19 protein-coding genes are annotated in these 21,126 nt (G+C 59.5%); 12 read left to right on the top strand and 7 right to left on the bottom strand.

All coding sequences use genetic code 11. The annotated features are described in order from the left end of the window. Positions 1 to 4: 4 nt before the first annotated feature. Positions 5 to 979: a class 1b ribonucleoside-diphosphate reductase subunit beta gene (nrdF, locus tag EV281_RS26150; protein WP_132657253.1), complete on the top strand. Its 975-nt coding sequence runs from the start codon at positions 5 to 7 to the stop codon at positions 977 to 979. A 93-nt stretch (positions 980 to 1,072) separates the two neighbouring features. Beyond that, positions 1,073 to 2,320 (top strand): adenylate/guanylate cyclase domain-containing protein, encoded by a 1,248-nt coding sequence (locus tag EV281_RS26145; RefSeq protein WP_132657192.1) that lies wholly within the window; start codon positions 1,073 to 1,075, stop codon positions 2,318 to 2,320. Here the strand turns inward: EV281_RS26145 and EV281_RS26140 are convergent. Beyond that, positions 2,317 to 3,369, bottom strand: coding sequence for a LacI family transcriptional regulator (locus EV281_RS26140; RefSeq protein WP_132657190.1), 1,053 nt, complete (start codon positions 3,367 to 3,369; stop codon positions 2,317 to 2,319). The genes EV281_RS26145 and EV281_RS26140 overlap by 4 nt on opposite strands. A 308-nt stretch (positions 3,370 to 3,677) precedes the next feature. Here EV281_RS26140 and EV281_RS26135 point away from each other — a divergent pair, with 308 nt between their 5' ends. The 4 genes from EV281_RS26135 to EV281_RS26120 all read left to right on the top strand — a co-directional run bounded on the left by EV281_RS26135 (position 3,678) and on the right by EV281_RS26120 (position 8,029). After that, complete coding sequence (locus tag EV281_RS26135) at positions 3,678 to 4,937, top strand: ABC transporter substrate-binding protein (protein WP_132657189.1); 1,260 nt, start codon at positions 3,678 to 3,680, stop codon at positions 4,935 to 4,937. Positions 4,938 to 5,012: 75 nt separating this feature from the next. Further along, complete coding sequence (locus EV281_RS26130) at positions 5,013 to 5,966, top strand: sugar ABC transporter permease (RefSeq protein ID WP_132657188.1); 954 nt, start codon at positions 5,013 to 5,015, stop codon at positions 5,964 to 5,966. Continuing rightward, positions 5,963 to 6,910, top strand: a complete 948-nt coding sequence (locus tag EV281_RS26125) for a carbohydrate ABC transporter permease (protein ID WP_132657186.1) — start codon at positions 5,963 to 5,965, stop codon at positions 6,908 to 6,910. The genes EV281_RS26130 and EV281_RS26125 overlap by 4 nt, the downstream gene beginning before the upstream one ends. 3 nt (positions 6,911 to 6,913) lie before the next feature. Continuing rightward, positions 6,914 to 8,029 (top strand): ABC transporter ATP-binding protein, encoded by a 1,116-nt coding sequence (locus EV281_RS26120; protein ID WP_132657184.1) that lies wholly within the window; start codon positions 6,914 to 6,916, stop codon positions 8,027 to 8,029. A gap of 6 nt (positions 8,030 to 8,035) precedes the next feature. On the opposite strand, the gene EV281_RS26115 is transcribed toward EV281_RS26120, so the two are convergent. From EV281_RS26115 to EV281_RS26105, 3 genes are all read right to left on the bottom strand, one after another. Then, the gene (locus tag EV281_RS26115; protein WP_132657182.1) at positions 8,036 to 10,279 is read right to left on the bottom strand and encodes a glycoside hydrolase family 2 TIM barrel-domain containing protein; all 2,244 of its coding nucleotides are present in this window, start codon (positions 10,277 to 10,279) and stop codon (positions 8,036 to 8,038) included. 104 nt (positions 10,280 to 10,383) lie between these two features. Beyond that, positions 10,384 to 11,382, bottom strand: coding sequence for a LacI family DNA-binding transcriptional regulator (locus tag EV281_RS26110; protein WP_132657180.1), 999 nt, complete (start codon positions 11,380 to 11,382; stop codon positions 10,384 to 10,386). 9 nt (positions 11,383 to 11,391) lie between these two features. After that, positions 11,392 to 12,396 carry a Gfo/Idh/MocA family oxidoreductase gene (locus tag EV281_RS26105; protein ID WP_132657178.1) on the bottom strand — a complete coding sequence of 335 codons (1,005 nt, stop codon included), beginning with the start codon at positions 12,394 to 12,396 and terminating at the stop codon, positions 11,392 to 11,394. Positions 12,397 to 12,598: 202 nt separating this feature from the next. On the opposite strand from EV281_RS26105, the gene EV281_RS26100 reads away from it, so the two are divergent. The 6 genes from EV281_RS26100 (at position 12,599) to EV281_RS26075 (ending at position 17,996) form a co-directional block, all read left to right on the top strand. Further along, positions 12,599 to 13,891, top strand: a complete 1,293-nt coding sequence (locus EV281_RS26100; protein ID WP_132657177.1) for an extracellular solute-binding protein — start codon at positions 12,599 to 12,601, stop codon at positions 13,889 to 13,891. 88 nt (positions 13,892 to 13,979) lie between these two features. Further along, positions 13,980 to 14,867, top strand: a complete 888-nt coding sequence (locus EV281_RS26095) for a sugar ABC transporter permease (RefSeq protein WP_132657175.1) — start codon at positions 13,980 to 13,982, stop codon at positions 14,865 to 14,867. 1 nt (position 14,868) lies between these two features. Next, positions 14,869 to 15,780, top strand: a complete 912-nt coding sequence (locus EV281_RS26090; RefSeq protein WP_132657173.1) for a carbohydrate ABC transporter permease — start codon at positions 14,869 to 14,871, stop codon at positions 15,778 to 15,780. A 19-nt stretch (positions 15,781 to 15,799) separates the two neighbouring features. Next, positions 15,800 to 16,882 carry a sn-glycerol-3-phosphate ABC transporter ATP-binding protein UgpC gene (ugpC, locus tag EV281_RS26085; protein WP_132657171.1) on the top strand — a complete coding sequence of 361 codons (1,083 nt, stop codon included), beginning with the start codon at positions 15,800 to 15,802 and terminating at the stop codon, positions 16,880 to 16,882. 15 nt (positions 16,883 to 16,897) lie between these two features. Further along, positions 16,898 to 17,647 (top strand): ThuA domain-containing protein, encoded by a 750-nt coding sequence (locus tag EV281_RS26080; RefSeq protein ID WP_132657169.1) that lies wholly within the window; start codon positions 16,898 to 16,900, stop codon positions 17,645 to 17,647. A gap of 160 nt (positions 17,648 to 17,807) precedes the next feature. Continuing rightward, positions 17,808 to 17,996: a MurR/RpiR family transcriptional regulator gene (locus EV281_RS26075; RefSeq protein WP_165911957.1), complete on the top strand. Its 189-nt coding sequence runs from the start codon at positions 17,808 to 17,810 to the stop codon at positions 17,994 to 17,996. 10 nt (positions 17,997 to 18,006) lie between these two features. On the opposite strand, the gene EV281_RS26070 is transcribed toward EV281_RS26075, so the two are convergent. The 3 genes from EV281_RS26070 to EV281_RS26060 all read right to left on the bottom strand — a co-directional run bounded on the left by EV281_RS26070 (position 18,007) and on the right by EV281_RS26060 (position 21,104). Beyond that, positions 18,007 to 18,918, bottom strand: a complete 912-nt coding sequence (locus tag EV281_RS26070) for an SMP-30/gluconolactonase/LRE family protein (protein ID WP_132657165.1) — start codon at positions 18,916 to 18,918, stop codon at positions 18,007 to 18,009. 95 nt (positions 18,919 to 19,013) lie between these two features. Continuing rightward, positions 19,014 to 19,835: an SDR family oxidoreductase gene (locus EV281_RS26065; protein WP_132657163.1), complete on the bottom strand. Its 822-nt coding sequence runs from the start codon at positions 19,833 to 19,835 to the stop codon at positions 19,014 to 19,016. A gap of 81 nt (positions 19,836 to 19,916) precedes the next feature. Next, positions 19,917 to 21,104, bottom strand: a complete 1,188-nt coding sequence (locus EV281_RS26060) for a phytanoyl-CoA dioxygenase family protein (RefSeq protein ID WP_132657161.1) — start codon at positions 21,102 to 21,104, stop codon at positions 19,917 to 19,919. Positions 21,105 to 21,126: the final 22 nt, after the last annotated feature.

Raw genomic sequence — 21,126 nt, 5'->3', positions numbered from 1 at the left:
AATGATGAATATGCAATTCAAGCCGGTCAGCCGCGTGCGCGCCATCAACTGGAACCGCATCGAGGATGACAAGGATCTCGAAGTCTGGAACCGCCTCACTGGCAATTTCTGGCTGCCGGAAAAGGTGCCGCTTTCGAACGATATTCCCTCCTGGGCGACATTGACGCCGGCGGACCAGCAATTGACGATCCGGGTTTTCACCGGGCTGACGTTGCTCGACACGATCCAGAATGGTGTCGGCGCCGTCAAACTGATGGCGGATGCGGTGACCCCGCATGAGGAAGCGGTGCTCTCCAACATCTCCTTCATGGAGGCGGTGCATGCGCGCTCCTATTCCTCGATCTTCTCGACGCTCTGCCTGACGCCCGATGTCGATGATGCCTATCGCTGGTCGGAGGAGAATGAGTTCCTGCAGCGCAAAGCCACGCTGATCATGGAGCACTACGCTTCGGGCGATCCGCTGAAGAAAAAGGCCGCGAGCGTCTTCCTCGAGAGCTTTCTCTTCTATTCCGGCTTCTATCTGCCGATGTACTGGTCGAGCCGGGCCAAGCTCACCAACACGGCCGACATGATCCGCCTCATCATCCGCGACGAGGCCGTGCACGGCTATTATATCGGCTACAAGTTTCAGCGCGGACTCGAGCGGCTCTCCGACGAGGGCCGGCAGGAGATCAAGGATTTCGCTTTCGATTTGCTGCTCGAACTCTACGACAATGAAGCGAAATATACCGAGGCGCTCTATGACGGCGTCGGGCTGACTGAAGACGTCAAGAAGTTCCTGCACTACAACGCCAACAAGGCGCTGATGAACCTTGGCTATGAGGCACTGTTTCCGGCAGACGCCTGTAAGGTCAATCCCGCGATCCTGTCTGCGCTCTCGCCCAATGCCGACGAAAACCACGACTTCTTCTCGGGTTCCGGCTCGTCCTATGTCATCGGCAAGGCGGTGGCGACCGAAGACGAAGACTGGGATTTCTAAGGTTTATCTTTACGAAGCCTCTTATCATTCGGCCCGCTATCGCCCACATTCAGCCCGATGTGTTCGTTGAATGTCGCGTAGCGGGAGTTTTTCATGAGGCCCTCTTTCGAAACGATTGATCCGGCAGGCGAAGCTGCCGAAGGCGTCTGGCCAATCCGCAGGCGCCGAATTCTCGATTGGCTGATCAACGAGACCCGCAGCGAGCGTTTCATCGACAATATCCTGGTGGAGATGTGCAAACGGCTGCTGGCAGCGGGCGTACCGGTGAACCGTTCCAGCCTGCATTTTCGCACCAATCATCCGCAGTGGATCGGCGCCCGCATCCTGTGGGTGGAAGGTATGGAAGAGGCAAAGATCAACACCTTTGCCTACGGGGTGGAAACCACGCCGCAATTCCTCAACAGCCCGGTCAATGAGATCCATAACGGCGCCAACGAGGTGCGGAAGAACCTGGACGATTTGTGGGAGGGCGACGACTATCCCTTTTACCAGGAACTGCGCGACGACGGCTATTCCGAATATATCGCCTGGCCGATCGATCATACGTTCGACAAGCGCCACGTTGTTACGTTCGCCACAAATAGGCCTGGGGGGTTTACCGGCGAACACGTGGATTTCCTGCGCGATCTGCTGCCGGCTCTCACTCTCGTCAGCGAGATCCGGCTCAAGAACATCATGGCGCGTACGCTGCTGCAGACATATGTGGGGCCGCATGCGAGCGAGCAAATCCTATCCGGCGTCATCACCCGTGGCAGCGGCTCGACCGTCGGCGCGGCAATCATGATTTGCGACCTGCGCGACTTTACGGCGATCTCCGATCTTTGGCCACGCGATGATGTTATCCATCTGCTCAACGATTATTTCGACGCTATATCCGATCCGATCGAGCGCAATGGCGGCGAGATCCTGAAATTCATGGGCGATGGCCTGCTTGCCATCTTTCCGCTGACAAAACCTTCGGCCTGTCACGATCTGCTGACGGCGATCCGTGAAGGGCAGGCGGCGATGGCGAAGCTGAATGACCAACATCAGCGTCTGGGGCGTGATCCCTTGCGTTACGGCGTGGGCGTCCACGTCGGCGACGTCATGTATGGCAATATCGGTTCGCGTCGGCGGCTGGATTTCACGGTCATCGGACCGGCGGTCAATGTTGCCTCGCGGCTCGAGAGCCTGACGAAGGAGGTCAAGCGGCCAGTGCTGCTGTCTCGCGCTTTCGTCGAGATGGCAACCTGCACGGAAGAGATGGATAATCTTGGCATGTTCCCGTTGCGCGGGCTTGGAGAGCCGGTGGAAGTCTTCGCGTTTCGCGAGACGCCGATAGACGGTCGTGACGCGGCTTAGGTCACCGGGAAATTGATCTGCGGTGGCAGGAGCAGGCCCTGGTTTTCCGCCGCCGGATTATTGATACGCTGAAGAAGCATGTGACCGAGATGTTCCCCCGCCTCGACCAGATCCTCGTAAATGGTTTCGATCTTCGGCTGCAGGTGGGTCAGGAGACGTGATGTTTCCTTGGCGACAATATCGTAGTCCTCGGCCAGGACGAAGCCAGTATCGCTCATGGCGGTGACGAGTGCCAGCGCGGAAACTTCGCCCGGGCAGACAAAGCCGTCGGGAACATCGGGTGCGGCGGCACGTGCGCGGAAGAAATCCCTGAGTTCATTGGCCGGTGAATCGAGTGTGACCGCTTCCGTTATTTCGTAGGCGACACCGGCCTCGCGCACGGCAGTCATGAAGCCATGGAGAATGTGCTGGCTGAAGGTCAGCCGCCTCGGCGGCATGACGACCGTGACTTTCTTCCTGCCCTTGGCGATCAGGCGCCGCGTGGCCTCATAGGCAAAGGCATAATTGTCATAATCGACATAAGGATGCGGCGTGGAAAACTCTGTACGGCCATGCGATACGAAGGGAAATCCCACTTCCTGCAGCATCCGCACCCGCGCATCGAATGGTTCGGTCCGTGTGAAGATCAGGCCGTCGGCGAAATTGTTGCGGACGATATATTCCGCCGCTTCGAGATCCGTCGTCGACAGGAAGTTCGGGGCGACAACGAGGTGATAGGAGGTTTCCTTCAGCACCTTGGCGATGCCGTACATGATGGCGGTGCCGAAGCCGACGACTTCCTGATGCGGATCGAGCAAGATGCTGATGACATTGGTGCGGCCCGTCTTCAGGCGCTGAGCGGCACGGTCCGGCAGGTAGCCGATCTCTCGGGCGATGCGATGGACGCGTTCCCGAGTCTCGACCGATATTTGCGGCGCGTCGCTGAGCGCACGCGAAACCGTCGTTACCGCAAGTCCGGTCAAAGTTGCGATGGTGCGTAATGTCGGCTTGCCGCGTTTTTGCGCGCCATCCGGATTTTCAACGCGTTGCAATTGGGACGATTCGGTCACTGAGGACATTCCGTGCTGGATCGCGGCTACCATAACACGATGAAACCGGCATGCAATCGATCAATGCAAACGATTTAAATTTTTACAACTTCTTAGGCAATCTGAGAAATCGCAACAAAATCAACCGTTATAGAGTAAATCATATTTTTCTCGGGAGTCGAGTAAGGGCTTGACGCGACACCGTTTATAACGTTTTAAATTGTTAACCGCACTGGGAGGTGCGGTGTGGTGTTTGATCGCCTTTGCGGCGGGAGACATCGGGGCGGCTGAGGAGGGTCTCGCCGCCACTCACGAACGGGAGGATATTCATGCGCAAGTTTTTGAGCTCGGCAGCTCTTGCTGTCGTGATGATGGCTGGTTTCGGCAGTGCCCATGCGGCCGACGTCAAGGAAGTTCAGATGCTTCACTGGTGGACGTCGGGCGGTGAAGCCGCAGCGCTCAATGTGCTGAAGCAGGACCTTGCCAAAGAAGGTTTTGCTTGGAAGGACGTGCCGGTGGCCGGCGGCGGCGGTGATGCTGCCATGACGGCGCTGAAGGCAATGGTTGCGGCCGGCACCTATCCGACCGCTTCGCAGATGCTCGGTTACACGGTGCTCGACTACGCTCAGGCAGGCGTCATGGGCGACCTGACCGAGACGGCGAAGAAGGAAGGCTGGGACAAGGCCGTTCCGGCAGCACTGCAGAAATTTTCCGTCTATGACGGCAAGTGGGTCGCAGCCCCCGTCAACGTTCACTCCGTCAACTGGCTGTGGATCAATAAGTCCGTCATGGACAAGATCGGCGGCAAGCAGCCGAAGACCTTCGACGACCTGATCGCGCTGCTCGACAAGGCAAAGGCAGCCGGCGTCACCCCGCTCGCACTCGGCGGTCAGAACTGGCAGGAAGCCACGATGTTCGACTCCATCGTGTTATCGACCGGCGGCCCGGAATTCTACAAGAAGGCCATGAACGACCTCGACGAGGACTCCCTGAAGTCCGACACGATGAAGAAGTCGTTCGATAACCTCGCCAAGATCATCAAGTATGTCGATCCGAACTTCTCGGGCCGCGACTGGAATCTTGCGACCGCCATGGTCATCAAGGGCGACGCTCTCGTGCAGGTCATGGGTGACTGGGCGAAGGGTGAATTCGTTGCCGCCAAGAAAAAGCCGGACACCGACTTCCTGTGCTATCGCTTCCCCGGCACCGACGGCAGCGTGATTTACAACTCGGACATGTTCGGCATGTTCAATGTGCCTGACGACCGCAAGGCCGCTCAGGTGGCGCTCGCCAAGGCTACACTGTCGAAGAGCTTCCAGTCCGCCTTCAACGTCGTCAAGGGTTCGGTTCCGGCCCGTACCGACGTTTCGGATAAGGATTTCGACGCTTGCGGCAAGAAGGGCATCGCCGACCTGAAGGCTGCCAACGCAGGCGGCACGCTGTTCGGCTCGCTGGCGCAAGGTTACGGTGCTCCGCCGGCTATCGCAAATGCCTATAAGGACGTTATCTCGAAGTTCGTCCATGGTCAGATCAAGACCTCCGACGAAGCCGTGACCCAGCTCGTCGCGGCCATCAACGACGCCCGTTAATTCCCATCGAGCAAGGCTTTCCCGCACTCTTGCGGGAAAGCCGCAGCCCCCGCGATGCGGGGAGGAGATGATCACATGACCACAGTTGCGACCACGGATCCGGTCCTGACGTCGAAGTCTTCAAGCCGCACGTCCATTCGCGGCCGCTTGCAGGATGCGCTGCCGAAGATCGTCCTGGCGCCAAGTTTCCTCATCACAGTGATCTTCGTCTATGGCTTCATCGTCTGGACGGCCTATCTCTCCTTCACAAATTCCAAGACTTTTCCGTCCTATGTGCTGACCGGCACGCGCGCCTACGAGCGGCTCTGGCGCTGGACCTTCGAGAGCGATCCACCGTCCTCCTGGTACACGTCAATCACCAATATGGGGATATTCGGTTTTCTCTATATTTTCATCTGCCTAGGGCTTGGCCTGCTGCTGGCGATCCTTCTCGACCAGAAGATCCGTGGTGAAGGTATATTGCGGCCGATCTTCCTCTATCCGATGGCGCTCTCTTTCATCGTGACAGGCGTCGCCTGGAAGTGGTTCCTCGATCCGGGCCTCGGGCTCGAGCAGACGCTGCATCAATTCGGTTGGACGAGCTTCCATTTCGACTGGATCAAGAACAAGGACTTCGTCATCTACACCGTCGTCATCGCCGGTGTCTGGCAGGCCTCCGGTTTCGTCATGGCAATGTTCCTCGCGGGCCTGCGCGGTATCGACGGCGAGATCATGAAGGCGGCGCAGATCGATGGCGCATCGCCCTTCCAGATGTACCGGCGCATCGTCATTCCGATGCTGCGGCCGATCTTCCTGTCCGCTTTCATCGTGCTCGCCCATATGGCGATCAAGTCCTACGACCTTGTGGTCGCGCTGACATCGGGTGGGCCGGGTGGCTCGGCATGGCTGCCGTCCAACTTCATGTACGAATACACATTCAAGCGGAATGAAATGGCTGTGGGTTCTGCAAGCGCGATCATCATGCTGATGACCATCTCGGCGATCATCGTCCCCTATCTCTATTCCGAACTGAGGGAGAAGGCGCGATGAGCAGCATTACTTCTTCCGAGATCACAACCTCGCAAGGCGGCAATAGCGGCCGCTGGATCGGTCGCATCATCATCTACGGCCTGCTACTGATCTTTGCCGTTCTCTATCTGATGCCGCTCTTCGTCATGCTGACGACCTCGTTCAAAACGATGGACGAGATCCAGAATGGCAATATGCTCGCCTTGCCGCAGGCGCCGACATTTGATCCTTGGTTTAAGGCTTGGGGCGAAGCCTGCGTAGGCCTCACCTGCGCTGGCATCAAGGGCTATTTCTGGAACTCGATCAAGATGGTCGTGCCGGCAGTTGCCATCTCGACCATTCTCGGCGCGCTCAATGGCTATGTGCTGACCAAGTGGCGGTTTCCCGGCCATACACTGGTTTTCGCGCTGATGCTCTTTGCCTGCTTCATCCCGTTCCAGTCGGTGCTGCTGCCGATGGCAACCATTCTCGGCGCGCTCGGCCGTTTCGGCACCACGCTGCAGAATGCCACGGGGCTGAGCTTCGGTTTCGGCAATTCGACCGTCAATCTCGTCTTCGTGCATGTCGTCTATGGTCTCGGCTTCACGACGCTGTTCTTCCGCAATTTCTACGAGGCCTTTCCGACGGAACTGGTGAAGGCGGCGCAGGTCGATGGCGCGAGCTTCTTTCAAATCTTCCGCCGCATCATGCTGCCGAATTCGCTGCCGATCATCGTGGTGACGGTCATCTACCAGTTCACCAATATCTGGAACGATTTCCTTTTTGCCTCGGCCTATGCCGGCACGGGCGATTCCATGCCTATGACAGTGGCACTCAACAATGTCGTCAACACTTCGACCGGCGTGGTCGAATACAATGTCAACATGGCTGCGGCGATGATCGCGGCTGTTCCTACGCTCATCGTCTATATCCTCGCCGGCCGCTATTTCGTGCGCGGTCTAATGGCGGGCGCCGTCAAAGGGTGATCCATGGCTTTCCTCGAAATCTCCGGTCTCAAAAAGCGCTTCGGCGCCGTCGACATTCTCAAGGGGATCGATCTGGAGCTCGAAAAGGGTGGCTTCCTTGTGCTAGTCGGCCCTTCCGGCTGCGGCAAGTCAACGCTGCTGAATACGATCGCCGGGCTTGAAGCGATCACATCAGGCGAAATCCGCATCGATGGCCGCGCCATCAATAATCTGCATCCTTCCAAGCGCGATATCGCCATGGTGTTCCAGAGCTATGCGCTCTATCCGAACATGACGGTTGCCGGCAACATCGCTTTCGGCATGGAAATCCGCGGCGTGCCGAAGGAGGAGCGCGAAAAGGCGATCAAGCAGGTCTCCGACATGCTGCAGATCGGCCATCTGCTCGATCGCAAGCCCTCACAATTATCAGGCGGCCAGCGTCAGCGCGTTGCGATGGGTCGTGCGCTGGTGCGCAATCCGCAGGTCTTCCTGTTCGACGAGCCGCTCTCCAACCTGGATGCGAAGCTGCGCGTCGACATGCGCACGGAAATCAAGCGCCTGCACCAACGCATGGGGACGACGATCGTTTACGTCACGCATGACCAGATCGAGGCGATGACGCTGGCGACGAAGATCGCTGTCCTGAGGGATGGCGTGCTGCAGCAATTCGGCACGCCGGCAGAGATCTACAACAGTCCGGCCAATGTCTTCGTTGCCGATTTCATGGGATCGCCGGCCATGAACCTGCTCAATGCAACCGTTGAGAACGGCGCCGGCGGGCTACAGGTATCGCTGGAGCGGCCGAATGGCGAGCCGTTGAAGCTGCCAGTCAATTCGGGCAATAACAGCCTGACCGGTTATGCCGGCAAGCAGGTAATTTTCGGCATCCGCCCCGAAGCGCTGACGGATATTGACGGGGCTGACCGGAAGGCGAAGTCGGTCGTCCATGGCGACTGTGCCATCGAGGTCGTGGAACCGGCCGGTTCCGACACCTTCGCCGTCACCAAGCTCGGCGGCAAATCGGTCGTGGCCCGCCTTGGCGCCGACGCCGGTATCATGCCCGGCCAGAATACGCGCCTGGCCTTCAATCTCGACAAGGCGGTGTTCTTCGATCCGTCCAGCCAGCTCAGGATCGCGTAAAAGTCGTCAGACGGCAGCTACGGAAATGCTAACGGTCGTGAAGTGGCTGGACGCCGTTTCCACCGTGATTTCGCCCGTCAGGCCCGTTGCCTCCAGCCAGAAGCCAGCCGTGCCGCCTTGCAGCGGAACACTCGTCGGACCGATGATCTTGGCCGGGCCGTTGACCTTCAGCGTGACGACATCGTTCAGGAAGGGCAGGCGCTGGCCGCGCTGATCGAGCGCCCGGATGACGACGCGGGTCGTATCACGTTCGCGAGCCTTCAGCGTAGTACTGTCGGGCGCGACTTCGAGCGTTGTTGGCAGGGGATCGGCTGCGAGCGTCAGTGTGGCGACCGGCTCTCCATTGATGAAGCCGGTGAATTCGCCGTCGATCCATTCCAGACCCCAACGGCCGAGTTCGTCCTGGGTGAAGTGGCGATGATCCAGCACGATCGGCGGATGCGGCAGGTGCGGATAATTTTCGCGATCCGGACCGATGCGCTTCGTCAGCGAGCCGTATTTCAGCTCCACCTCGTCGCAATTGGTGAGGATAATCAGCGGCAAGACGCCGCCGATGCTGCGTTCGCCGCGCGCCCAGAAGGTGACCGGCTTCATGATGATTTCATCGGAAGGGTCGCACTGGCTGGCATAGACATAGGCTGCGAATTTCGGCTCGCGGAACATGTCCATGACGCCGTGATAGCAGATGCGGTCACCGGAGCCAAAATCCTTATGCGTATTGTAATCGAACATGCACCAGCCGATGGCACCTGAAATATCTGGATCGCCATAGGCGGCATTCAGCACTTCCAGATGGCGACGCACATGCTCGGCCTGGCGCTGCTCTGCATCATACATCTTGGTCGGATGCATGTGGCCGTTGAACTCGGTGATGATATAGGGAACCTTGTAGGACAAGCCGGTAACTTCCTGCTGACTGCGGAGCGCCGTGCGTGGGCGGTTGGCGCCGGGCAGCTCCTCGTTGCCGAGGATAAAGTCGTTCATCGTATAAACGTCTTCCAGCAGTTCGCTTTCGGTGAGGTAACGAACGCCGCCGGTCTGGCGGGTGGAATCGAGCTCGTGGGCCAGCCTGTTGGTTGCGGTGTAGAAATCGTGGCTATCGAGCGACTCGTTGATGCGCACGCCCCAAATGACGATCGACGGATGGTTCCAGTCGCGTTCGATCATACGGCGGACGTTTTCGATTGACTCGTTCTGCCAGTCGAGATCGCCGATATGCTGCCAGCCGGGGATTTCTTCGAACACGAGCAGGCCGATCCGGTCGCACTGGTCGAGGAACCATTTCGACTGAGGATAGTGCGAGGTGCGCACGATGTTGCATTTCAGGACTTTCTTCATGATCTCGGCGTCGCGCTCCTGGGCAGAGCGGCCGGCGGCATAACCGACATAGGGAAAGGCCTGATGGCGGTTGAGGCCACGAAGTTTCACGGGAACGCCGTTGAGGAGGAAGCCTTCCGGCGTGAATTTGGCGGTACGGAAGCCGAAATGGGCGGAGGTTCTGTCAGAACCGTGTTCGGTCCTGAGATCGACCGAGATTTCGTAAAGCGCCGGGTTAGAAAGGTCCCAGAGTTCGATGCCGGTCAGTCCGCCGAAGGAGAGTGTCGTCACGGAACCGATCGTTTCGCCGGCGGCACTTGCAAGCACGGTGCCGCTTGCATCCTTCAGCGAGGCCGTCACGGTCGCCGCATAGGTCAGGCTCTGGGGGTTGGCGATATCGACGCGGACTGTTGCCGATTTCACGTCGGACAACACGTCGTGGGTCTCGATCTTGAGATTGCGGATCGAAACCTTGTCGGTGACCTTCAGCCAGACATCGCGATAGATACCGGCATAGGTGAGATAATCGATACGACCGCCGAAAGGCGGGATGGCGGGGTTCTCGCTGCCGTCGATCTTGACTGTGATCAGGTTGTCGCCCCTAAGCAGCTTGCCGGTGAGACGAGCCTCGAAGGGCGTGTAACCGTCCTTGTGGGCAATGATCTCTTCACCGTTCAGATAGACGACGCTATCGGCCATAGCGCCATCGAAGACGATGGAAACTTCGCGGCCCTCGAATTCCGGCAGCCAGCGCAGAACCTTCTGATAGGTGAAGGCGCGCTGATAACGCTTCTCGTCGAAATAATTGAAGGGCAGCTCTACGGCCGTGTGCGGCAGACTGACCATATGATCGCCATCGAAAGTCTCGGTCAGGCGCTGACCGAAGCCTTCGTGGAAGCTCCAGGATTCATTCAAGGAAACGATTGAGCGCATCTCAAGCCTCTCCGCCGGCGGCAGGGGAAAGGCAGCGCGCTGCGGCGGCGCGTGAACGGGTGATCATCGGTATTCCTCCTCGAAACGAATGACTTTACCGACCCTCAGGCGGTCGAACCCCAGCGGGGCGTGCAGGTAAGCGTGATGCTGTGCGGACCTTCGTCGCCGGCCTCGTGGCGCTCGATCACCTCGACGACGGCGTCCATGAAGGCGGCATGGTCGAGGCTCAGTGTCGTCAGGTCGTTGCAGTCCCAGCCGGCCATGGCAATACCATCCTGGCCGACGATAGCGATGTCTTCGGGCGTATTCTTGCCGAGCACTCGGCGGGCGGCATCGCGCGCGCCGATCGCCATCACGTCATTACCGCAGATGATTGCATCGACCTTGGACCGGTGCAGCAGCAGAACCGCTTCCTTGAAGCCGGAATCATAGGAATAGTCGCCGAAGGCTTCCGCTTCGAAGGCAAGGCCGTGCCGGGCGAGCGCGTCGGCAAACCACTTGCGGCGAAGCTTGTCGATCCAGCTCGACTTGGTGCCGGCGAGATAGGCGAAGCGCCGTTTGCCGTCGCCGACGATCTTGTCGATGATCTCGCCGGCGCCGACGGAGCCATCAATACGCACATTGGATACATCCTCGTTCTCAAGTGGTTCGAAGGAAACGATGATGGGTCTCGTCGTGTGGAAGATATCAACGGCATCCTGCATCGAGACCATGTCGGAGAAGATGACGACGTGATCGACCTGATAGGTCGAGGCGAGCCGCATGAGTTGCAGGCGGTCCGAATGATCGGCGCAGCAGAGAAGGATGGGCAGGAGCTGGCGGGCTTGCAGGCGGTGGACGAGAAGCTGCTGCTCTTCGGCTTCGCAGGGGTTGCCGATTGCATTGACGACGAGCGCGACGAGCCGTGAGCGCTGGTTGTTCAGCGAGCGGGCGATCGCATTCGGCTGGTAACCATATTCGCGAGCAACGGCGAGGATACGGTCGCGCGTCGCGCTGCCGATCCTCGAATCCGGCGAAAAAGCTCGGGAGATCGTCGCAGATGAGACGCCGGCAAGTTTCGCCAATTCCTTCGAAGTGATCCGCCGCCTGTTCGTTCCGCTCATCGCCTGCGCCTATCCGGCAATCCTGACGGGTGCACCGTCGGCTGCTGCCGATTCCTTGATTGCATCCCAGAGCCTAGCGAATCTGAGACCCATTTCAACGGAGCCGGAATTTTCCATCGTTCCGGCGCGGATAGCGAGGAAATTCTTCATGGGATTGCCGAGAATTTCGGCCTCTTCGCGCGGTTCGCTGTTGCGGCCAACGCTGATTTCGCGCCAACCGCCCCAGGCGTCGATGCGCACGATCGCCTTGGAATAGAAGAAGGTGATGTAGGAGGCGCAGCCGGGAGGGCCTTCGCCGGCGGCCGTCAGTGTTGCGAGCGCGCCATTCTTCAGCCGAGCGGAAACGGCGGTGGCTATATCGACCTTTTTGCCGTGGTTGTTCATATAGGCGGAGACGCAGTCGAAATCGGAATTGGCGAGCAGGCAGACGGTGTTCATCATGTGCGCGCCGGTATCGAACATGAAACCGCCGCCGGAGATGTCCGGCTGCTGTTTCCAGTGGCCGTCATAATTGGAAGACCAGCTTTCCCAGATCATGCCGGATATGGCGATCAGCTCGCCGAATTCACCTGACAGCGCCCGCTTGCGCGTATCGAGCACCAGCGGCGAAAGCCCACCCTGGAAAGCTGTGACGATGGTGACGCCGCTCTTCTTCTGCGCCGCGATCAGCGTTTCGGCCTCGGCGACCGTGGTCACCATCGGCTTTTCGAGGAAGAGGTCGAGACCTGCTTCGGCGACGGCCGTCGCCTGCTCCGCATGAAAGGCGTGCGGGGTGGAGACGTAGACGATATCGAGCTCATCGCGGCATTGGGCGAGCATGTCGCGATAGTCCTCGAAGCTCTTCGGCTCACCCGTGCCAGCTGCCGTGCAAACGTCAATGAGGCGTTTGCGGGAAGATTCCGTCGTGTCGGCCACGGCCGCGAATTCGATTTCCGGCATCTTCGCCCAGCTATGGGCATATTCAGCCGCTTTCAAGCCGGCGCCGATGACGCCGAGCCGCAATTTTCGAAACATCGAAGTCCTCCCTGATATTGTTGTGCAAACGATTACACAAACGAAACGCCTGAGGCAAGCTATAAATTATATAATAAAATCAATAGTATAAATTTGCATTGAACAGGGTTCTAAAAATCACCTTGTCACTATCTAGAATGCGTGTACATTTTCTTCACCGGTGCTGGAGGGCGCCGTTGCTCTAAAAAAGGGAGGACTTCCGTTGAAGAAGACGGTTATCGGTGGCCTGTGCGCCATCCTGCTCAGCGCTGTTTCGACGCTGGCCCATGCTGAAACAATCCGTATCGCCAATCACGGTCAGGCCGGCATCGACGCCATGAAGTCGACCGTCGAGCGGATCGAGAAAAAATACGGCGTAACCATCGAGGTCGTCGAATATCCGGCGCCCGATAAGGACTATCTCACCAAGCTGTTGACCGAGCTTGGTGCAGGTAATGCACCCGATCTCTTCTCCATTCCGACGACGGCCGCCGTTGCCGATATGGTGGAAGCCGGCTACCTCGCGCCGATCACCAGCGAATTCAAGGCCTGGGACGGCTACGCCAATCTCTATGACGTCGCCAAGCAGCTCGCTGTCAGCCCCGATGGCGAAACCTATGTGATGCCGTTCATGCTCGGCATTCAGGAAATCTATTACCGCAAGGACGTCCTCGAAAAGGCCGGCATCTCGACGGAACAGCCGAAGACCTGGCAGGAGCTGCTCGACCGCGCAGCCGAAGTCAAGCAGAAGACCGGCTCTTACGGTCTGCTCTTTCCGGCCGGTGTATCCTGGGGCAGCGGCGCCTTCGATGAAGGCTTCCAGCACCTGATCGTCGGCTCCAAGACGCCGCAGCTCGTCGATGCCGACGGCAAGCTCGATCTGAACGGCGAAGGCGTGAAGGATGTCTTCAACGTTTACAAGACGCTGATCGACAAGGATCTGATGCCGGTGCAGCCGCTACTCGGACCGGAGCCGTGGGTTGTACCGAAGTACGAAATGTTCCCGGCCGGCAAGCTTGCCGCCACCACCTGCGGTTCCTGGTGCTACATTTTCGACTGGGGTCGTGAGAGCAAGAATCCGATCCCCGACGTGACCAAGATCGTCGGCACATGGACGGTCCCGGGCCAGAGCGGCGGTCAGTACGTGCTTGCCAACCTTGCTGCTCCGTGGGCCGTCAACTCTAAGTCTGCCAATGTGGAACTTGCCAAGAAGGCGCTGATGGAGATCGGCTCTGTCGAAACGCAGGTCTCTTACGCTGCCCGCATCGGCAATATCCCGGCCAGCAAGGATGCCGCCAAAAATCCGGAATTCCAGAAGCTGACGGAGCTCGTTCCGATCCATGCTGCTGCTGAAAACGGTGCCTTCCTGAAGCAGGCTTCCGGCTTCGGCACTGTCGCCGAAGGCGTGGCGCGTGCCACCGAGGCCCTGCTGCGCAAGGAAACCGATGCTGCCGGCGCCCAGAAGATCCTTGTCGATTACGTCAAGGAAACGCTCGGCGACGACATGGTCAAGTAAGCCACTGATATCTTCCTCCCGCCGAGACGGGGGACGCGGCACAGTCGCCGCGTCTTCCCGATTTCATTCGATAAGGTTGTCAGCTTCAATGGCCCGAAACTCTCATGAAAAGCGAACCGAGCGCCAACTCCTGCTGGTTCTACTGCCGTCGCTCATCTTGCTTCTGGCCTTTGTGATCTATCCTGCCCTCTATTCCGTCTATCTGAGCTTCACCAATGAAGCGCTGACGGGCGCTGCAGCGCTGCGGCCGCGTTTCGTCGGCATCCGCAATTATGTGCGGCTCTTCAACGATGCGAAGTTCTGGAATTCGCTGTTCGTCACCTTCGTCTTCGTCATGGGGTCGGCCGTCATCGGGCAGTTTGTTCTCGGGCTGATTTCGGCGATGGCGCTGCGCCGGCCGATCCGTTTCCGGCGGTTCTTTTCCTCGATCATCCTTCTGCCGAATGCGGCACCGGAAGTCGTCGCCGGCTTCATGTGGATTTCGATGCTGGCGGGCGGCGAACACGCCACATTGTCGCGCATCGTTGCCTTCTTCGGCATCAATCCGACTGACTGGCTGAATGTCTTTCCGCTGTCGATGATCATTATCGTCAATACCTGGCGCGGCATCGCCACCGCCATGATCCTGCTGACGGCTGGTTTGAGCACCATTCCCTCTGAAATCTACGAGGCGGCGCGCATGGATGGCGCGACACCCTCGCAGATGTTCCGTCGTATCACCCTGCCGCTGATGATGCCGACGATCCTGCTCTACATGCTGATCTCGGCCGTCTCGACCATTGCCGTCTTCGGCCTCGTCTATGCGCTGACGCGCGGCGGGCCGGGCGGGGCGACGGAGGTCGTCAGCATCTACATCTACAACCAGTCCTTCACGGCCTTCCAGCTCGGTTATGGCGCTGCGGTCGCGGTCGTCGCGCTCATCATCTCGCTGATCCTCGGCATCGGCTATGTGCGCGCCATGAAGGTGGAGTTCTGACATGACCGCTATTTCCCCGAGCGAAGGCGCCAACAAGACCCGCTCCGATCTTCTCGCCTACGCCACGCTGTCGATCATCTCGATCTTCTGCGCCGTGCCCTTCTTCTGGGTGCTGCTCGCCTCCTTCGATGGCAAGGCGCAGCTCTTCCTGCGCTGGCCGGATCAGTGGACGCTCGCAAACTATGTGCGCGTCTTCACCAAGGAAGACGGAGCGAAGTGGCTGTTCAATTCGCTCTTCGTCGTCGGCGGCGCCACGCTGCTCGTTATGGTGCTGGCAGGGCTCGGCGGCTATGCGCTGTCGCGCACCCGTGCCTGGTGGAAGCTGCCCTTCCTCTACGCGATCCTCTTGATCCGCGTGCTGCCGCCGACGGCCCTGGTCGTGCCGCTCTATAAGTTCCTGCTGACGCTCAACAATGCGGAAGGCGCCATTCTTAGGCCAATCTTCGGAAGCTACGCCCGAGACATCATGCGCTGGACGGGTTTCATCGACGGCTATCTCGGCCTCATGCTTGTGCTAGCCACGATGCAGCTGCCGCTGGCGCTTTGGATCATGAAGACCTTCTTCGACGGTCTACCGCGCGACTATGAGGAGGCGGCGGTCATGGACGGCGCGACGATGATGCAGCGCATCCGTCGGGTACTGATCCCGCTTGCCATGCCAGGGCTGGCCGCTGCCGGGCTCTTTGCTTTCATGTCGGCCTGGGGCGATTTCCTGCTGCCGCTGATCTTCCTGTCTTCGCCGGAGCTGCAGACACTGCCGCTCGGTCTCTTCCGCGCCTTCCTGCGCATCAACGAGATCGATTACGGCCTGCTGACGGCGCTGGCCTTCATCTACCTGCTGCCGGCCGTCGTCGCCTTCGGCTTTGCGCGGCGCTTCCTCGTCCAGACCTTCGCGGGCGGTGTGAAGGGTTGAGATCAAGAAAGAGAAACGAATGATCAATGTCAGAAACGTTCGCAAATTCTACGGCGCGCTCGAAGTCATCAAGGGCGTCGATATCACGGTGGAAGACGGCGAATTCGCTGTCTTCGTTGGCCCGTCCGGCTGCGGCAAGTCCACGCTCTTGCGCATGATCGCCGGCCTCGAAGGCATCGACGAGGGCGACCTGGTGCTGAACGGCCAGCGCATCAACGATGTGCCGCCTGATAAACGCGGCATCGCCATGGTGTTCCAGTCCTATGCGCTCTATCCGCATATGACGGTCGCGGAAAATATCGGCTTCTCGCTCAGCCTGAAGAAGGTGCCGGAAACAGAGATCAAAAAACAGGTGGATGGCGTCGCCGAGATCCTGCAGCTGACCGATTATCTCAATCGCAAGCCGGCCGCCCTTTCCGGCGGCCAGCGCCAGCGCGTGGCGATTGGTCGTGCGATCATCAAAAAGCCGTCCCTGATCCTGTTCGACGAGCCGTTGTCGAACCTCGACTCGGCGCTGCGCGTACAGATGCGCGCCGAGCTGCAGCGGCTGCATCGGGAGCTGAAGGCCACCGTCGTTTACGTCACACACGATCAGGTCGAAGCGATGACGATGGCCGACCGTATCGTCGTCCTGAACAAGGGTGTCGTCGCCCAGCAGGGCGCACCGATGGAGCTCTACCATCAGCCGGAAAACGAGTTCGTCGCCACCTTTATCGGTTCGCCGAAGATGAATGTGCTGCCGATGACGGCGACGCGGAGGGACGCCGGCAAGGTGCATCTGGAAAGCCCGCTCGGCCTTGCGATCGACCTCTCGGATGCCAACGGTTCCGTGCCGCAGGGCGAGGCGAAGCTTGGCATTCGGCCGGAACATTTGAAGCTCGCGCCGCAGGGGCAGGGCGATTTTGTAGCGGAGGTTGTCATCGTCGAGCGGCTTGGCGTGGAGACCTATCTGACGGTCGGTTCGCAGCAGCAGCCGATCGTCGTGCGCGCCGAGGGCGACGTGACCATCCGTCCCGGTGACCGGGTGTCGCTCACTGCCGAGCGCGCCGCCTGCCATCTGTTTGATCCCGCCGGCCGGGTTGTCCGTTCCGCCCAAGCTTGAAACAAGAGGAATGACATGACAATCAAGGTCACGATCTGGAACGAAGGGCGTCACGAGCAAGTACACAAGGAAGTTCAGGATATTTATCCCGACCGTATCGACGGCGCGATCGCCGCCGGTATCGCCCATCCCGATTTCGAGATCCGCCGCGGCACGCTCGACGATCCGGACGAAGGCCTGCCGGATTCCGTGCTCAACGATACTGACGTGCTGCTCTGGTGGGGGCATATGGCGCATGAGGACGTCAGCGACGGGCTGATCGACCGCGTGCAGCAACGGGTGCTGAAGGGCATGGGTCTGCTGGTCTTACATTCCGGCCATCACTCCAAACTCTTCCGCCGGCTCATGGGCACCAATGCCAATCTCTCCTGGCGCGAAACCCCGGAGGGTGATCTGGAACGTGTCTGGGTGGTCAATCCCTCGCATCCGATCGCCGAGGGCCTGCCGCCCTATTTCGAGGTCAATGCTTCGGAAATGTATGGCGAGCCCTTCGATATTCCGCAGCCGGACGAACTGGTCTTCATCTCCTGGTATTCCGGCGGCGAAGTATTCCGCAGCGGCTGCACCTTCCAACGCGGCCGCGGGCGCATCTTCTTCTTCAGCCCCGGCCATGAGACCTATCCGATCTATCACGACAAGATGGTGCACAAGGTCATTTCGAACGGCATCCGCTGGGCACAGCAGAAGCATACCGACGGCCGCATCCTGGAAAACTGGCACCGCAAGGAGCCGCTGCACGGCCGGCCGGACAACGTGAAGGCTTAAACGGCTCTTCCCGCGGGGACTGGGGCCTGATGGCTCTGGCCTCCCTGGGCGACAATGATGGAGTGAAGAATGCAGACCCTATCGATAAAGGCTAGCGGCGATGCCTTTCTCAGCAAGGCATTCTGGGTTGCCATCCATTGCGACTTGCCGCAGCGGCTGGATGCGCTGGCGAGGCTTGCAGCCGAGCGGCCCCGATATCTTCGCCTTCGAAAGCAGCCACAAGATCGCCGAGCGCTGCAATGTCTCGCAGGCCAGCGTCATCCGCTTTGCGCATCATCTCGGTTTCGACGGCTTTGCCGAGTTGAAGCAGATCTTTCAGCAGGGTCTGCGGGCTGGGGCGCAGAAATAGTTCGTCGCGCCTACGGGTACTGTGCCCCGTTCGTCGTCGTATAGATCGAATAGAGCGATTGCGTCGCAGTGATGAACAGGCGGTTCTTCTTCGGGCCGCCGAAGGTGATGTTGGAGACGGTCTGCGGTACCTTGATCTTGCCGATCAGTGTCCCGTCAGGGGCAAAACAGTGCACGCCGTCAGCCGCACTCGTCCAGAGATTTCCCGAGATATCGAAACGGAAACCATCAGGCACACCGCTGTCGATCGAGCAGAAATAGCGGCTGTTTGCCAGCTTGCGGCCGTCGACCACATCGAAGACGCGGATGTGGCGCGGGACGTCATGATTGGAGGAGCCGGAATCGGCGATAAAGAGCTGTCGCTCGTCCGGGGAGAAGGCGAGGCCGTTCGGCTGAATGAAATCGGTGACGACAGCTTCGATTTCGCCGGTCGCAGCGTCGATGCGATAGACGTTGTGGGTTTCCTGCTCTTTCGGAGACTTGTGGCCTTCATAGTCGGACATGATGCCGTAGCTCGGATCGGTGAACCAGATTGAGCCGTCGGACTTAACCACGACGTCGTTCGGGGAATTCAGGCGCCTGCCGTTGTAGCTGTCTGCGAGAACGGTGATGCGGCCATCCGGCTCAGTCCGGGTCACGCGGCGGCCGCCATGCTCGCAGGAAACGAGGCGGCCCTGCCGGTCGCGGGTATTGCCGTTGACGTAATTCGAGGGCGAACGGAAGACGGAGACGGTGCCATCCGGTACCCAGCGCATCATGCGTTCGTTCGGAATATCGCTCCAGATGAGGCAGTTCAGATCGGAGAACCAGACCGGTCCTTCGGCCCAGCGACAGCCCGTGTAGAGCTCTTCCAGCATCGCGCTGCCGACGATCAAGGCGCCGAAACGCTCGTCTCTGATATCATAAAGCTCGTTTCCGGCCATGCCCGATTCCTCCCAGATCGATATCGCCTCTTCGTAGCCGCAAACGGCAAAACGTGCCAGAGCCCGGCTGTAAAAAGCGCGGGCTCCGGGGCGCCTCAGAGGGCCGCGACGGGATGGGGGGAGCCGTCATAGGCGCCCCAGATCGACTGGTCGAAGCAGATGACCGAGCCGGTCATCAGGCCGGATTCGGCTGACGAGAGATAGGCGCAGGCGCGGGCAACTTCTTCCGGATCGACCAGTCGACCGAAGGGCTGGCTGGCGGCGGCCTTGGCGAGCCAGTCGTCCGACGCCTTGTGAAATTCCTTCTGGATGCGATCTTCGCCCTCCGAGGCCATCCAGCCGATGTTGAGGCCGTTGACGCGGATGCGGTTGCGCAAGAGCGCGTAGGCGGTGTTCTTGGTCAGCGTTTCCAACGCGCCTTTGGAGGCGCAATAGGCGGCGATGAAAGGCTGGCCCGCCTTGGCGGACATAGAGCCGATATTGACGATGGTGCCTTCGATCTTCTCGCGTCGCATGACCTTCACGGTTTCCTGCATGAGGAAGAAAGGCGCGCGGACGTTGACGGCGAACATGGCATCGAAGAGTTCGGGGCTGGTGTCGAGGATTGTGCCCCGATCGGTGATGGCGGCAGCATTGACCAGCGCATCCACGCGGCCGAAGGTCTGGTCGCAGACATGGACGACGTTCTGCGCATCCTCCACCTTGCCGAGATCGGCTTTGACGTAGACGACTTTCGCACCGGTCTTTGCCGATATCTCCTCGGCTTTCGCTTTCCCCTTGGTCTCGTTGCGGCCGCAGATGACGATGCCCCTGGCGCCGCGTTCGGCAAAGAGGCGGGCGATGGTGGCCCCTAGGCCCTGTGTGCCGCCGGTGACGATGGCGATCTTGCCGTCGAGGCGGGCGTAATCCGTGCTCATATGTCTTCTCCTCCTGATGATATGCAAATGGCCCCTCGCCGGAAGCGAGGGGCACTGGGATCAATTTAGCTAGGCTCAGGGTCAGCTCAGCTTCTTGGCCGCCTGGTCGGCGAGGGCTTTGGTGAATGTTTCATCGCTCCAGCCTTCTTCCAGCGCCTCGTGCATCAGCTGTGCCTGTGTCTTCGGCGCGAGGCCGCCGAGCGGCGGGTCGCGGTCGAGATTGGTCGGGAAGGAATAGCCTTCTGCACAGCATGCGACGGCATTGGCGATCTCGCCGGCCGAAAGCCTGCTCTTCAGCGCCTTCAGGGCGGGGAAGAGTTTTGCGCTCATGCGTTCGCGATTGACGGTTTCCATGGCTCGGCCGAAAGCCGAGGAGACCTGAAGCAGGTTCGCCACGCGTTTGATGTCCTTCGAGCGGTTGGTGCCGGCAGCGTGGAAGAGGGCGGGGTTGAAGAATACGACATCGCCCTTTTCCAGCGGCAGCTGGATATGGTTCTGCTCGAAATAATCCTTGAATTCCTGGCGCTTGAGAGCGAGATAGCCCGGCTCGTAAGTCTGGCTGTGCGGCAGGAAAAGCGTCGGGCCGCTTTCGAGCGGCATGTCGCAATGGGCAACCGCACCCTGCAGGGTCAGTACCGGCGAGAGGCGATGCACATGGGCCGGGAACTGCTCGATCACTTTGGAGGACTGGAAGCCGAGGTGGTAGTCGCGGTGGGCGGATTGCGCCGCACCGCCGGGGTTCACCCGGTTGACCTGTGCCGTCATCTGATAATGCGGGCCGAGCCATGCCTCGCTTGCCAGCGCCACGATGGTATTGCCGTAATAGCGGGCGAAATTTTCAGGGTCTGCCAGGCAGTGTTTTTCCAATGAATTCCAGATGCGGTCATTGGCGCCCGGTTTGGCAAAATGGTCGCCGCCGCCAGTGGATGTGCGGTGCTGCTCCTCAATGATCTCTTCGAAGATGGTGCTCGCCCGGTCGATGATGCTGGTGTCTTCATAGGCACGCTTGAAGACGACGACACCGGGGCCGATGCCGAAGGCTTCGCAGATTTCGGCGAGAACGGCGCGACGGCCTGCCGGCGTAGACGCCGCTTCGATCACTTTGCGGCTGTTGTAGATCAGAACGTTCTTCTCGACGGCAGAGGCCGTCGGGTAATCGGCGAGCAAGGTGGTCTTTTCTGCGAGTGCGCGGAAATCGCTGAGATCGCAAGCGTCTTCGGTGAGCCAGACGCGATCGGCGCGCAATTTTTGCTGGTTGTCTGATTTCATCGGGTACTCCTCCATGTCCGAT

It is taken from the genome of Rhizobium sp. BK418 (assembly GCF_004341105.1).
In the GTDB taxonomy this organism is placed as follows: Bacteria; Pseudomonadota; Alphaproteobacteria; order Rhizobiales; family Rhizobiaceae; genus Rhizobium.
The sequence above is the reverse complement of the archived record's forward strand: the minus strand, read 5'-3'. Positions and strand labels throughout refer to the sequence as shown.